Source organism: Brevundimonas sp. GN22 (assembly GCF_054824005.1).
The window spans coordinates 1-13,055 of record NZ_JSYD01000108.1 but is presented as its reverse complement, the minus strand read 5'-3'; the positions used below and the strand labels follow the sequence as shown (position 1 = coordinate 13,055).

Here is a 13,055-nt window from a genome sequence, read left to right as displayed (position 1 = left end):
GTAAAGTGGGCCGAGAAAAGTTGCTTTTTCAGGGCTTCCTGACGCTCGGGCGCGACCTCGTGAGCCCAGTGCAGCAGGCGGTGGGCGTCGAAAGTGTTCCAGATGCGCGAGTTTTCGGTCATGCGCATGTCAAAGCCGACGGCCTCGGCGCGCTGGCGGATCATCTCGCGGTTGGCGGCGGACTGCTCGGGCGTGGAGCCATATTTGCGACCGATGTGCTCGACGATGTTCTCGCCTTCTGGCGCCATCTCGGGGTTCAGCTCGAACGGCTGGCAGGTGACATTGGCCTGAATGCCCTCAGGCTTCAGTTCTTCAAGCGCCTTGTTTAGTCCGCTCAGACCGATGACGCACCACGGGCACATCACGTCGGAAACGAAATCGATCTTCAGGGGTGCAGTCTCGGCCATGGCGCATGCCTTCTGGAACAGATGGTGTTGCATTCCATATGGAGGCTTGACCTTCGTCTGCAACCCCTGCCGTCATTAATCGCCCGAGACGAGCGTAAAGCCTTCTACCGGACGGTTTTCCCGATAGCCCGCGTGGTACATGTCCATGTGGATCACGACGCTTTTCCCGCTGGCGCATGTCACCGCATAGGCGTCGACAACGTGGCCGTCATGAGCTATGCCCACGCTGCCTTGACGGTTGAACGCGGGGGCTTTGCCGTCGGCGCACCGCAGTCCCGACAGATATTCGCGCTGGCCGGGCGGCATGTCCGCTTTCACGGGATTGTAGCGCTTGCCCAGATCGGCGACCTAGGTTGGTGCCTCTGCTGTCGCACAGCCGCAAAGCACGACCGCGCCAACAGCCATGACGCTGATTGCTAATTTCATCGAAGATCCTCACCCCGTGCGGTATCCAAAATCCGCCCGTTACAGTTTGCGTAACCGAGTTCACCGGGTCTCGCAATCGACGTGAAAGAGAGGAAATGGGGGGCGGCCCGGTTTCTCAGTCGGGGGGCGTGTTGACCGGGCCGCCGGAACCGGACGGATTGGGGGGTGGGGAAAACCCGTGCGGTTCACTCATCAGAACTGACACCGCAAAGGAAGGTTCCTTGCGATGGCATATGGAAATGCGAGTTTTTGCCAGCGGCACATCACGGGTCTCAAAAAGCCTGATGACTACGGGTTGCGTTGGCGGCGGCGACGGGTCAGTGAAAGGGAGTGAAGACGACCCTTATCATTGACTGCGACCCGGGGGTGGATGACGCCACCGGACTACAGATGGCCTTTGCAGCGGAGCAGTTCGAACTGCTGGCTGTGACGACAGTGGGCGGCAATGTGCCTGCCTCCGCGACAGCCCGTAACGCCTGCATCCTGCGACAGATCGCCGGACGCGAGGACGTGCCGGTTTTCGCCGGTGCGGACCGCCCGCTGCGCCGCGACCCTGCCGGTGCCGGAGAGTTCCACGGCGAGGAAGGCCTCGGCGACATGGTGCCTTTCGAAACCGCTAAAGGTGTCGAGGACGAACATGCCGTCGATGCTCTGATACGGCTGGTAATGGACAGACCCGCAGGCGCGGTGACGCTGATCACCATGGGGCCCATGACCAATCTGGCTCTGGCTCTGCGCAAGGAGCCCGCTCTGGCGACACACCTGAAAGAAGTGGTCGCCATGGGCGGAGCCCGCGCCGAAGGCGGCAACATCACCGCCAGCGCCGAGTTCAACATCTGGGCGGACCCGGACGCCGCGCACGAAGTCCTCAGCAGCCCCGCCAAGGTTGTGATGCTGGGGCTGGACGCCACCCATCAGGTTCGCGTCAGTGAAGATCGCATCGTAGCCATCGAGGCTATCGACAACGCGCCTGCGCGTACCGTGGCCAGCATGCTTCGCTTCTCCCAACGTATCGAGCGCGAGATCGTCGGCTGGCATTCGGCACCGCTGCACGACCCGTGCACGGTCGCCTATGTGATGGCTCCTGAACTTTTCGACGTCGTGCCGGCTGATATCCGCGTGGAGTGCGACAGCGACCTGACGCGTGGCCACACCGCCGTCGAGTTCCGCGTGAAGCGCGAAGATGCCCGTCACCTGTGGGGCAAGGGCGTACGTGACCGCGAGGTCTTTTACCTGATCGGCCAGACCCTGGCCCGCGCCGGAGGGGCGAAATGAGGATCACCGTCGTCGGTTCGATAAACCTTGATTATGTCGCCACCTGCGCCGCTTTACCCAAAGCTGGCGAGACGGTGACGGGCGCGACCCTGGCCCGCCATCCGGGTGGCAAGGGTGCCAATCAGGCATTGGCCGCCCGCAAGCTGGGGGCCGAGGTGTGCATGATCGGTCGCGTGGGCGATGACGAAATGGCACTGCCCGCCACGGCCTTGCTGGACGCGCACGGCGTGGACCTGAACGGCGTGGTCACCGATCAGGACGAGCCGACCGGCGTGGCCTTGATATCGGTTGATGCCAATGGCGAGAACCATATCACGGTCGCCGCCGGAGCCAACCACAACGTCTTTCCGGAACATCTTCCGGCCCGTATCGAAACGCCTCTGATCGTGCAGCTTGAACTGCCGATCGACACGGTAGAGGCGGCTGTGGGGCGTGCGACCGAGTTTGTCTGCGCCAACCTTGCGCCTGCGGCTCCGGTGTCGGATGCGCTGCTGCGCCGCGCCGACCTGATCGTCGTCAACGAGAATGAAGCCGCCTTCTATGGTGACGCCCTGCACCACGGTGGTGGCCGCGTGGTCATTACCAAGGGCGCGCGCGGTGCCGCCATGTACCAGCGCGGCGTCGAGATGGCGTGGTCCACACCACCTCAGGTCAAGGCTGTGGACGCGGTGGGCGCGGGTGATGCCTTTGTCGGCGCGATTACCGTAGCGCTGCTGGAAGGTATGGCACCGCAAGACGCGCTGGACTTTGCCTGTGCTGCAGGCGCTGTCGCCTGCACCCGTGCAGGTGCCCAGTCGTCGCTGGCCTCGCGCGAAGAGGTCGAGGCCTTGCTGGACGCCTAAAGTTTGATGACCTGGCGGACGGCCATACCGTCTGCCAGCGCATCGAACGCCGGATTGATCTGATCCAGCGTGAGTGTTCCTGTCAGCAGTCGATCCACCGGCAACCGCCCGTCCCTGAACAACCGGATGTAGCGGGGAATGTCGCGGCTGGGCACGCAGGCTCCGATATAGGAGCCCTTGAGCGTGCGCTCCTCGGCGACCAGAGACACGATATTCACATCCAGTGTGGCGTGCGGGGGCGGCAGGCCGGCGGTGACAGTGGTCCCGCCACGCCGCGTCATGCGCCAGGCCGCATCCAGCGCCCGCGCCGATCCGGCCATTTCAAACGCGAAGTCTGCACCGCCGTTCGTCAGGGCTCGGACCTGTTCGACAGCATCGGCATCGCTGGCATTCACGGTGTGAACGCCAAAGCTCTGTGCCAGCGCCAGTTTGTCGGGGTTGAGATCAACCGCCACCACCGGACTGGCACCGGAAGCCAGCGCGCCCAGAACGGCGGCTAGGCCCACGCCGCCCAGCCCGATTACAACGGCTGACTGTCCGGCCTTGATCTGGGCCGTGTTCACCACCGCCCCCACGCCCGTCAGGACAGCGCACCCGAACAGGGCGGCGTGCTCGAACGGCAGTTCCTTATCGATCTTGACCAGCGAGCGGCGCGATACGACGGCATGGGTTGCGAAGGCCGAGCAGCCAAGGTGATGGTTCAAGACCTCGCCGTCTTCGCAGATGAAGGCCCGCCGACCCGAGAGCAGCCGCCCCTCGCCGTTTGAAACGGCTCCGGGTTCACAAAGGGCAGGACGGCCCTCCGCACACGGCGTGCAATGCCCGCAAGACGGCATGAACACCATAACCACATGGTCGCCGACTTCCAGATCGCTCACATCGGGACCCAGCGCCTCCACTACACCAGCCGCCTCGTGGCCGAGCGCCATGGGCATGGGGCGCGGGCGATCTCCGTTGATGACCGACAGGTCCGAGTGACAAAGCCCCGCGGCCCGTATCCGCACCAGCACCTCGCCAGCCTTCGGATCATCCAGCGTGACGTTGCGGATCTTCAGCGGCTGGCTGTCCGCATAGGGGGTGGCGTGATCCATACGGTCCAGCACGGCGGCGCGGGCGATAACTGGCATGATGAAATTCCCCCATGGTCAAAGCGACAGCTCTAAGCCACGCTAGGCCGACTATCGGGGACCGCCAAGAGGGAGATCGGGGTTATGTCACGCGAAAAGCCTGCCACCCGCGACGACTATCGCCAGTTTGTTACCCTGACGACGCGGTGGGCGGACAATGACGTGTACGGCCACATCAACAATGTCGCCTATTACGGCTTTATCGACACGGCGGTGAACCAGTTGCTGATCGAGCGGGGGCTGTTGGACGTCAACGCCTCGGCACAGATCGGTGTCGTGGTCGAATCCGGCTGTCGCTATCACGCCTCGGCCCACTATCCGGATGCGATCCACGCGGGCGTGCGCGTTGGCCATCTGGGCAACAGCAGCGTGCGCTATGAAGTGGGATTGTTCAGAAATGACGAGAGCGAGGCCTTGGCCGAAGGCTTCTTCGTCCATGTCATGGTCGGTCGCGACGACCGACGTCCACAAGCGATGGCCGCGCCTCTGAAAGTGTTCTTGCAGACGCTGGCCTAGGGATCGCTGGACCGTGGACAGCCACGGTCCAGCGCTCCGGAAGTGTCCTAGTCGCGGGCGTTGCGCAGCAGGGCCATGATGCCCACTGCCGTCAGTGCACCCAGCGCGAAAGCACCGACAACCGAACCGGTTGCAGCGGCCGTCGATACCGTCACCGGACGGCGGGCATAACGCTCGACGATCTCGGTAGCATTCGGATCGCGCAGGCCTTCATCGTAGGCGTCGTCCAGATAGGTGTCGTCAACTGCGACCATGATCGTCCTCCAAACTGTTGTGCGCTCAAAACCAAAGTGAGTTCGAGGCGGTTCCTTGTGGTGACAGAGAAAGCCGCATCCGGTAAAGGGCGCGCCTTAGCATATTCGACATTTGGCGAGCGACACCATGGCCGGCCACTCAAAATTCAAAAATATCATGCACCGCAAGGGACGCGCCGATAAGCTGCGCTCCAAGCTTTTCTCGCGTTTGTCGCGTGAAATCACGGTTGCAGCCAAGTCGGGCATGCCCGATCCGGCAATGAACCCGCGCCTCCGTCTGGCAGTGAACAACGCCAAGGCCGAGTCGATGCCGAAGGAAAACATCGAACGCGCCATCAAAAAAGCTTCGGGCGGCGAAGTCGATGCGATGGAAGAAATCCGCTACGAGGGCCGTGGCCCCGGCGGTGTCCAGATCGTCGTCGACGTCCTGACCGACAACCGCAACCGCGCTGGCTCGAACGTTCGTTCGGCCTTTGCCAAGAACGGCGGCGCGCTGGGTGAATCCGGCTCGGTGACCTTTATGTGGGATCGCGTCGGCAAGATCACCTATCCTGCCGAAGCCGGTACCGAAGATGCGGTGATGGAAGCCGCTATCGAAGCGGGTGCCATGGACGTCGAAAGCGATCTGGTGAAGCCGGATATCTACGAAGACGCACCGGGTCACACCATCTGGACCGCCTTCGAAGACCTGAACGACGTGGCCGAAGCCATGTCCAAGGTTCTGGGCGATCCGAAGTCGACCGCTATTGTCTGGAAGCCACAGTCGGAAGTCGAACTGACCGGTGAAGCCGTCGGAACGCTGTTTAAGCTGCTCGACGCACTGGACGCCGAGGACGATGTCCAGCAAGTGTATTCAAACGAAGACATCTCGGAAGAAGACGCGGCCAAGTACGCGGGCTAACTTTCGAGTTGGGGCTGGGAAAAGGGCGGCGCTTTAGGGCGACGCCCTTTTCTTATGCCCGAATGCGCGCGGTGACAGGCTTAAGGAACTCAAGGTCAGCGTACAGACGTTCTCAATCCATATAGCGCTATAGGTTGTCTTGTTACGCCTGGGTGCTGCCACGGGAGAACGTCACCTAATGTTGCCTTGGAACGAGATCATCTGGCCACTGCTCGGTTCGATTTTTGCGGGCGGCCTGATCGGGCTGGAGCGCGAATGGCGGGGGCGGCCCGCAGGGTTTAGAACCCATATTCTGGTGAGCCTCTCGGCGTGCTTGCTGATGCTGGCCGCCCTGCACCAGACGCACTGGGCCTTTGACGACCTGCCCCGTCGCAATATCATGACCGATCCGACGCGTATGGCGCACGGGGTTCTGACCGGCATCGGCTTTTTGTGCGCCGGTGTCATTGTGCGTCAGGGCTTTTCCATCCACGGCCTGACCACGGCCGCCTCGCTCTGGATGACGTCGGCTATCGGCCTGTTGTACGGCGCGGGCCTGTTCGGGCTGGCGACGACCGGAACGGTGGTGACAGGCGTTATCCTTGTCGGCCTCAAGCTCATCAGCGGGATGGTGCCCAGCCGTGTCACCGCCGAAATCCGCGTCCACTGGAAACGCGGAGATCAGGATACTGCGCAAAGGGTCCAGAGCATTCTGGCGGTCCCCAAGGGCGGGTTGCGATCCGGCAAGACGGGGCTGTCAGCAGACGGCACGCAAGAGGTGCGTTGTTGGCGTTTCCGCATCAATAACCGCCAGAAGCTGGATCAGATTTCCGCAGCCCTGGCCTCGGAGGCGGGGGTCACCTGCTACGAGATATCGCCCCACGACGACTAGGTTTCGATCCGGCCTTCACGTGCAAAAGGAAATGGCGCGCTCGACCCAGATGCCCAGACCTTGCCGCTGCCAAAGGGCGATACCTGCCAGCGCCAGCAGGATCGCCGTCCCGCCCAGCAAGGCGGGGATCAACCGTTCGGGCTTTTGCGGTTCGGTGGTCATGCGCGTGCGGGAAGGGCGGTTGGCGGGGTCTGGCGGATAGGCAGGTTGGCGAGGCCGGCCGTAAAGGCCAGCGCGATGGAGATATACCACACCAGTTGGTACGAGCCGGTCGCATCAAAGATCAGGCCGCCGGTCCAGGCCCCCAGAAACGCCCCGATCTGGTGTCCGAAAAAGACCAGACCCGTCAGCGCCGACAGGTTCCGCAGACCATAGATTTGCGCCACCAGCCCGTTGGTCAAAGGCACGGTCCCTAGCCACAGGAAGCCGAAGCTGGCTGCGAACACCAGCGCGCTCACCGACGTCAGCGGGGCCAGAAGGAAGACGATGATGGCGACGCCGCGCAGGCTGTAGAGCACGGCCAGTAGATGCTTCTTGGAGTATTTGCCGCCCCATGCGCCCCACAGCCACGAGCCGGCAATGTTGAACAGCCCGATCAATGCCAGACCCGTCGCACCGACGGTCGCGGGCAGTCCCTGATCGGTAATGTAGGCGGGGAAGTGGATACCCACGAAGGCCACGTGGAAACCACAGACGAAATAGCCGCCGAACAGCAGCCACCAACTGCGGTCCGCGCACGCTTGTTTCAACGCGGCCCCGAGCGGAAGGCCTTCGGGGCGAGGCGCAACATGGGCACCGCGCCGGGTCATCAGCCCGAACGCCAGCGGTGCAATCAGCAGCAGCATGATCGCCAGCGCGGTCAGGCTGTTCTGCCAGCCGATGCCGTCAATCAGCGCCTGTGCCAGTGGCACAACGAAGAACTGGCCCAGCGATCCGCCCGCCGTGATGATGCCAAAAGCAAGGGTGCGTTTATGCGGCGGCACGATTTTGCCGACGGCCCCCATGGTGACTACAAAGGTCACGCCCGACATAGCCATGCCGACCAGTGCACCAAAGCCTATGCCGATACCCAGAGCATTCGTCGCATAGGCGGTGACCACCATGCCTGCGGCGTACATGGCCGTTCCGATCAGCAGCACACGCCCGGCACCGTGTTTGTCTGCATAGGCCCCGACGCAAGGCTGGACCGCGCCAAACAACAGGTTCTGTAGGGCCAGAACAAAGCCGAAGGTCTGGCGACTAATACCCAGATCCATGACCATGGGGCTCAGATAAAGACCGAACGACTGCCGTACCCCCATGGCCAGCGTCACGATGGCCGCGCTGGCGGCGATCATGATCCAGGCTTGCCGCGACAATGCCGGAGCGGGGGAGGTGGTCATGCGACACCCTTCTGCGACCGTCTGTCGCGATACTGAAACGTTGAACTCACTACACCCATCCACGCGTTCCGCAATCTCGGGTTGGCGAAGGTGACGGCCTACGCCGTGGGGAAAAGCCCCCTCTGGTCATTGTCTGCTAACTATCTTTGGGGCATGACGTGAACAGATGACGAACGAAACCATCAGAATCGTCGGGATCGACCCCGGCCTACGCAAGACCGGCTGGGGTGTGATCGCAGCCGAAGGCTCGCGTTTGCGCTGGATCGCGCATGGCGTAATCGCCCCTGACGATACCCTGCCGTTCTCGGAGCGGTTGCTGGCGCTGATGAACGGCATCCACGCTGTCTGCCATGACTATCAGGTCGATGAAGCGGCGGTCGAAGAAGTGTTCGTCAACGTTAATCCCGCCTCGACCCTTAAACTGGGACAGGCGCGCGGTGCCGTGATTCTGGGTGCGGCCACCTATGGTCTGTCGGTCGGGGAATACCCCGCCAACCTGATCAAAAAGGTGGTGGTCGGTGCCGGGCACGCCGACAAGTCGCAGATTGCCTATATGGTCGCGCGCCTGCTGCCGACCTCAAAGGGTGCCAAGGCCGACGCCGCCGACGCCTTGGCGGTCGCCATTACCCACGCACAGCTTCGCAAGCATGCGCTGCTTGAATCTCTAGTCAAAGGTGCCGCGTGATTGGTCGTCTGAAAGGTATCGTAGCCGAGGTCGATCTGGACCACTGCATCATCGACTGCGGTGGTGTGGGCTATGTGGCAACCTGCGGCTCGCGCACCCTGTCGCGTCTGGCTCCCAATGCCGAGGCGACCGTCTATATCCATTCTCAGTGGTCCGAAGACCAAGGCCCACGTCTGTATGGCTTCTTCAGTCGTGACGAGCGCAAGGCCTTTACGACTCTGCTGGCCATTCAGGGCGTAGGTCCGAAGGCGGCGCTGGCGGTGCTGGATGTGCTGCCACCGTCGGAACTCGCCAATGCCGTTGCGCGTGAAGACAAGGCTGCTGTGGCGCGCGCCAATGGCGTGGGGCCGAAGCTGGCGCTGCGCATCGTGACCGAGCTGAAGGGCAAGCCGCTGGGCGACACCACCTTCACCCCGACCGCTGGGGGCGTTCACTCGGAAGTGGCAGCCGCCCCTGTGCCGTCGATCACCGGCGAGGCTGTCGCGGCCCTGCTGGGTCTGGGCATCGCCGAGCTCAACGCCCGCCGCGCCGTCGAGGTCGCGTTGGAAGCCAAGGGCGAGGAAGCGGGTCTGTCGGCCATCATCCGCGCCGCGCTTCAGGAACTGGGTAAATGAGCGAGCGTATCCTGAGCGGCGAGGCCATGGCGGGCGAGGCGTTCGACCGCGCCCTTCGCCCGCAGACCCTGTCGGAGTTCGTCGGCCAGCCCAAGGCCAAGGACAATCTGTCGATCTTCATCGAGGCCGCGAAAAAGCGTCAGGAAGCGATGGACCACGTCCTGCTGTTTGGGCCTCCGGGGTTGGGCAAGACGACGCTGGCACAGATCGTGGCGCGTGAGCTGGGCGTGGGGTTCCGCGCCACCTCCGGTCCCATTCTGGGCAAGCCGGGCGACCTCGCAGCCATCCTGACCAATCTCGAACCGCGCGATGTGCTGTTCATCGACGAAATCCACCGCATGTCCCCGCAGGTCGAGGAAGTCCTCTATCCGGCGATGGAAGACCATGTGCTGGACCTGATCATCGGCGAGGGCCCGTCGGCGCGTTCGGTGCGGATCGATCTGGCCCCGTTCACGCTGGTGGGGGCGACGACCCGTGCGGGCCTGCTAGCCACGCCGCTTCGCGACCGTTTCGGTATTCCGCTGCGGCTGGAGTTCTACAGCCCCGAAGAACTCACGATGGTGGTACGCGGCACGGCCCGCAAAATGGGCGCGGAAATCGATGCCGAGGGCGCGTTCGAGATCGCCTCGCGCTCTCGCGGGACGCCGCGTATCGCGGGCCGTCTGCTGCGCCGCGTGCGCGACTTCGCTGATGCGGCGGGCGCTCCCCTCATCAACCGTCTGGTGGCCGCGCAGTCGCTGGCCCGTCTGGAAGTCGATGAAGCGGGTCTGGACAGCAATGACCGCCGCTTCCTGAAAGCCCTGATCGAAAACTATGGCGGCGGTCCCGTCGGCATGGACACCCTTGCCGCCGCCATCGCCGAAGCCCGCGACGCCGTCGAGGACGTGATCGAGCCCTATCTGCTCCAGCAAGGCTTCATCATGCGCACCCCCCGCGGCCGCATGGCCTGCGCGCGCGCCTATGAGCATCTGGGGCTGTCGGCTCCGTCGCCTACGCCTAGCGCTACGCCGGATATGTTCGGAAAGTGAAACTAGGTTGCTCTACCAGCTATCTGGCGCGAGGGGATTGCTAGGTAACAGTGGCCAGCTTGTATTATCCAAAACCTACCGAGCTCACTATGAACTTCATGCGAAGAAAAGAGCACTTCTGCTGGGGTGAGGTGCGTTGATACCAAACGCTTAAGAAGCTCGGTTACCTCTTTTGGGCCTGCAACTATTTCTTGCCGAAAGAATTCTTGGCCAGAACAGTCGCCGATTATGGTCCATTTGAAGCGACTCATTCTGCCGATCCTGTCCTCTGTGGCTAAGAAATTTCCAAACTTAGGCCCGACGGGAAGATAAGCGTGTATTGAGGAATGTCGAAGATTTATATGACCGATCTCCCCACCGCTGGCCGTTTTGAGGCTAAGGATCACCTGCTGCCTGTGCGTGTCTATTACGAGGACACCGATTTTACGGGCGTGGTCTATCACGCCAACTATGTGCGCTATTTCGAGCGGGGCCGTTCGGACTTCCTGCGGGCGGCGGGGATTGGCCATACCGACCTGCTGGAAAGCGATGATCCGTTGGCCTTTGTCGTCAGCGAGCTGAACATCAAATACGTCCGCCCCGCCAAGATCGACGATGCCCTGATCGTGCGCACCCGTTATGAGGTCGTGAAGGGCGTTCGCATGCTGATCAAACAGACGATCGAGCGCGACGGCGAGGTGTTGGCCAAGGCCGATGTGGTCGCCGCCTGTATCCACATGGACGGTCGCCCGCGTCGCCCAAGCAAGCTTTTGATGCAAAAGGTCGAGCCGTGGCTCTCGGGACCGTCCGATGCGGCCTAAACCGTTAAATTCCGTTAAGAAATAAGTCGATAACGCTTATGTCAGAGCCTTATGGGGTGACGTGTGCGTTATGGTTGGCTAGATCGCCGATATTGCCTTGAATTCGCCATCTGTTGCGTCTCTCAAAGGTACAGGATTTCCGGAAGCGACCAAGGATCATTGAATGGCTCCCCCTGTCGACGCCTCGCTGTTGAACCCCATCGAACTCTTCATGTCCGCCGACTGGGTGGTGAAGGTGATCATGATCGGGCTGGCGATTGCCTCGCTCTGGTCGTGGGCGGTGATCCTCGACAAGGCCTTCCGCTTCAGCGCCATGTTCAAGCGCGCCAATGAGTTCGAACAACTGATCGAGACGCGCTCACTGGAAGAGGCCGCCGCTGCAGCAGGCCCGCATCCGGCCGATCCTCTGCCGCGCATGCTGCAGATCACCCTGCAGGACTGGAAAGAGGCCCGCCAGCGTGGTCCGCTGACCGATGCCCAAGGGCAGGCCCTGCTTAACCGCATTGATCGTGCGATGGATTCGGTGATCGCCCGCGAAAGCCAGAAGACCGAAAACGGTCTGGGCGTTCTGTCGGTGGTCGCAACGGCGTCGCCGTTCATCGGCCTGTTCGGTACCGTCTGGGGCATCATGAATGCGTTCGATCGCATTGCTGCCGCTGGCAATACCAACTTGACGACCGTGGCTCCGGCCATTGCCGAGGCGTTGTTCGCCACGGCTATCGGTCTGGCTGCGGCTATTCCGGCCTATATGGCATTCAACGCCTTCTCGGTGACGGCGGGCAAGTTTACGGGCCGTCTGGAATCGTTTGCTGACGATCTGGCTGCCGCTCTGGCGCGTCGTCTGGCCGGTCCGGCAACTCCGCCTCCGCCGCCGCCGTCGTCGGACCTGAACATCCGTCGGGGCAGCTAAGCCATGGGTATGGCTGCAGGAGGATCGGGCGGAGGAGGCGGTCGTGGCCGCCGCCGCGCCCGCAAACGCCCGCTGAGCGAGATCAACGTCACGCCACTGGTGGACGTGATGCTGGTTCTGCTGATTATCTTCATGGTGTCGGCCCCGCTGATCACCGTCGGTGTGCCGGTCGAACTTCCCAAGACCGAGGCTAGCGCCGTCGAGGTGAATGAAAAGCCTGTGTCGGTCTCCATCAAGGATGACGGCTCCATCTATGTGGGCGAAGCCGAAGTCACCTGGGAGCAGCTTCCGGCGCGTGTCGGCGAGGAAGCAGGCGAGAACGCACGCGAGAAGCAAATCTTCATCCGCGCCGACGGTCGTGCGCCCTATCAGGCCGTGGCTCGCGTGATGGCGCGCCTGTCGGCGACGGGCTTCACCAAGCTGAACCTGATCACCGACACCGCCGAGGCGGCAGGAGCGTAAGGCCGGATGCGCAAGCCATCCCCCGCCCTTATCGGATCGGTTGCACTGCACGTCGGCGTGATCGGGCTCAGCCTGCTGACGCTGTCGAACCGCAAGGCCGAGGCCCCCAAACCGCTGGTCAACTCGGTTCCGGTCTCCATCGTCTCGGACGTGGTGATCGAGGCTGCGGCTGCCGATAATCCGCAGCCCGAGCCGAGCCCCGAAGACGGCGCGACTTCGCCGCAGGACCTGCCGCAAGCGCCGGAACCGACGCCGTCTCCGCCCGAGCCGACGCCGCCGACGCCCACGCCTCCGCGCCCGACGCCGACCCCTCCGCGTCCTACGCCTACGCCGCCGCGCCCTACGCCGACTCCTCCGCGTCCTACGCCGACCCAGACGCCGCCCAAGAAGCCGGAACCAACGCCGCCGCGCCCGACGCCGACGCCTACGCCTCCGCGCCCTAATCCCACGCCACCGCGTCCTAATCCGACACCGCCGCGCACCAACCCCACGCCGCCGCGTGACAGCACGCCTGTTCGTCCGCCCGCCCAGCGCGAGGCTCCCGGTCTGGACCTT

Annotated in this window: 17 protein-coding genes and 1 pseudogene; 12 read left to right on the top strand and 6 right to left on the bottom strand. The window is 63.0% G+C overall.

All coding sequences use genetic code 11. The annotated features are described in order from the left end of the window. Nucleotides 1-440, bottom strand: a 440-nt coding sequence (locus OB03_RS13045; protein ID WP_461344435.1) for a DsbA family oxidoreductase, incomplete at its 3' end; no start/stop codon positions are given. 42 nt (nt 441-482) lie between these two features. After that, complete coding sequence (locus OB03_RS13040) at nt 483-725, bottom strand: hypothetical protein (protein ID WP_242914983.1); 243 nt, start codon at nt 723-725, stop codon at nt 483-485. Between the two features lie 438 nt (nt 726-1,163). Between OB03_RS13040 and OB03_RS13035 the strand changes: the two genes are divergently transcribed. Both OB03_RS13035 and OB03_RS13030 read left to right on the top strand, forming a co-directional pair. Next, the gene (locus OB03_RS13035) at nt 1,164-2,108 is read left to right on the top strand and encodes a nucleoside hydrolase (protein WP_242914985.1); all 945 of its coding nucleotides are present in this window, start codon (nt 1,164-1,166) and stop codon (nt 2,106-2,108) included. Continuing rightward, the gene (locus tag OB03_RS13030; RefSeq protein ID WP_461344434.1) at nt 2,105-2,950 is read left to right on the top strand and encodes a ribokinase; all 846 of its coding nucleotides are present in this window, start codon (nt 2,105-2,107) and stop codon (nt 2,948-2,950) included. The genes OB03_RS13035 and OB03_RS13030 overlap by 4 nt, the downstream gene beginning before the upstream one ends. Here the strand turns inward: OB03_RS13030 and OB03_RS13025 are convergent. After that, a complete protein-coding gene (locus OB03_RS13025) occupies nt 2,947-4,077 on the bottom strand; it encodes a zinc-dependent alcohol dehydrogenase family protein (protein WP_461344433.1) in 1,131 nt (376 codons plus the stop codon). The two genes, OB03_RS13030 and OB03_RS13025, sit on opposite strands and share 4 nt — an antisense overlap. 84 nt (nt 4,078-4,161) lie before the next feature. Here OB03_RS13025 and OB03_RS13020 point away from each other — a divergent pair, with 84 nt between their 5' ends. Further along, nucleotides 4,162-4,593: an acyl-CoA thioesterase gene (locus OB03_RS13020; RefSeq protein ID WP_461344432.1), complete on the top strand. Its 432-nt coding sequence runs from the start codon at nt 4,162-4,164 to the stop codon at nt 4,591-4,593. 47 nt (nt 4,594-4,640) lie between these two features. Here OB03_RS13020 and OB03_RS13015 read toward each other — a convergent pair whose 3' ends face one another. After that, nucleotides 4,641-4,847, bottom strand: coding sequence for a hypothetical protein (locus OB03_RS13015; protein WP_242914993.1), 207 nt, complete (start codon nt 4,845-4,847; stop codon nt 4,641-4,643). Between the two features lie 127 nt (nt 4,848-4,974). Here OB03_RS13015 and OB03_RS13010 point away from each other — a divergent pair, with 127 nt between their 5' ends. Together OB03_RS13010 and OB03_RS13005 are read left to right on the top strand one after the other, a co-directional pair. Further along, a complete protein-coding gene (locus OB03_RS13010) occupies nt 4,975-5,748 on the top strand; it encodes a YebC/PmpR family DNA-binding transcriptional regulator (protein ID WP_242914995.1) in 774 nt (257 codons plus the stop codon). A gap of 178 nt (nt 5,749-5,926) precedes the next feature. Then, nucleotides 5,927-6,619 carry an MgtC/SapB family protein gene (locus OB03_RS13005; RefSeq protein ID WP_242914996.1) on the top strand — a complete coding sequence of 231 codons (693 nt, stop codon included), beginning with the start codon at nt 5,927-5,929 and terminating at the stop codon, nt 6,617-6,619. A gap of 15 nt (nt 6,620-6,634) precedes the next feature. Here OB03_RS13005 and OB03_RS13000 read toward each other — a convergent pair whose 3' ends face one another. Then, nucleotides 6,635-6,781 carry a hypothetical protein gene (locus tag OB03_RS13000; protein WP_242914998.1) on the bottom strand — a complete coding sequence of 49 codons (147 nt, stop codon included), beginning with the start codon at nt 6,779-6,781 and terminating at the stop codon, nt 6,635-6,637. Beyond that, nucleotides 6,778-8,001 carry an MFS transporter gene (locus OB03_RS12995; RefSeq protein ID WP_461344431.1) on the bottom strand — a complete coding sequence of 408 codons (1,224 nt, stop codon included), beginning with the start codon at nt 7,999-8,001 and terminating at the stop codon, nt 6,778-6,780. The genes OB03_RS13000 and OB03_RS12995 overlap by 4 nt, the downstream gene beginning before the upstream one ends. 166 nt (nt 8,002-8,167) lie before the next feature. Between OB03_RS12995 and ruvC the strand changes: the two genes are divergently transcribed. From ruvC to OB03_RS12960, 7 genes and pseudogenes are all read left to right on the top strand, one after another. Continuing rightward, nucleotides 8,168-8,686, top strand: coding sequence for a crossover junction endodeoxyribonuclease RuvC (gene ruvC / locus OB03_RS12990; protein WP_461344430.1), 519 nt, complete (start codon nt 8,168-8,170; stop codon nt 8,684-8,686). Beyond that, entirely contained in the window at nt 8,683-9,300 is a 618-nt protein-coding gene (gene ruvA, locus OB03_RS12985; protein WP_242915003.1) for a Holliday junction branch migration protein RuvA, read from the top strand. Before ruvC ends, ruvA begins: the two co-directional genes overlap by 4 nt. Next, entirely contained in the window at nt 9,297-10,328 is a 1,032-nt protein-coding gene (ruvB, locus tag OB03_RS12980; protein WP_461344429.1) for a Holliday junction branch migration DNA helicase RuvB, read from the top strand. Before ruvA ends, ruvB begins: the two co-directional genes overlap by 4 nt. A gap of 341 nt (nt 10,329-10,669) precedes the next feature. Continuing rightward, complete coding sequence (gene ybgC / locus OB03_RS12975) at nt 10,670-11,128, top strand: tol-pal system-associated acyl-CoA thioesterase (RefSeq protein WP_461344428.1); 459 nt, start codon at nt 10,670-10,672, stop codon at nt 11,126-11,128. Between the two features lie 163 nt (nt 11,129-11,291). Next, nucleotides 11,292-12,038, top strand: coding sequence for a protein TolQ (gene tolQ, locus OB03_RS12970; protein WP_461344427.1), 747 nt, complete (start codon nt 11,292-11,294; stop codon nt 12,036-12,038). 9 nt (nt 12,039-12,047) lie between these two features. Then, a complete protein-coding gene (locus OB03_RS12965) occupies nt 12,048-12,500 on the top strand; it encodes an ExbD/TolR family protein (RefSeq protein ID WP_242915140.1) in 453 nt (150 codons plus the stop codon). A gap of 6 nt (nt 12,501-12,506) precedes the next feature. Continuing rightward, a pseudogene (locus tag OB03_RS12960) lies at nt 12,507-13,055 on the top strand (hypothetical protein); the annotation flags it as partial.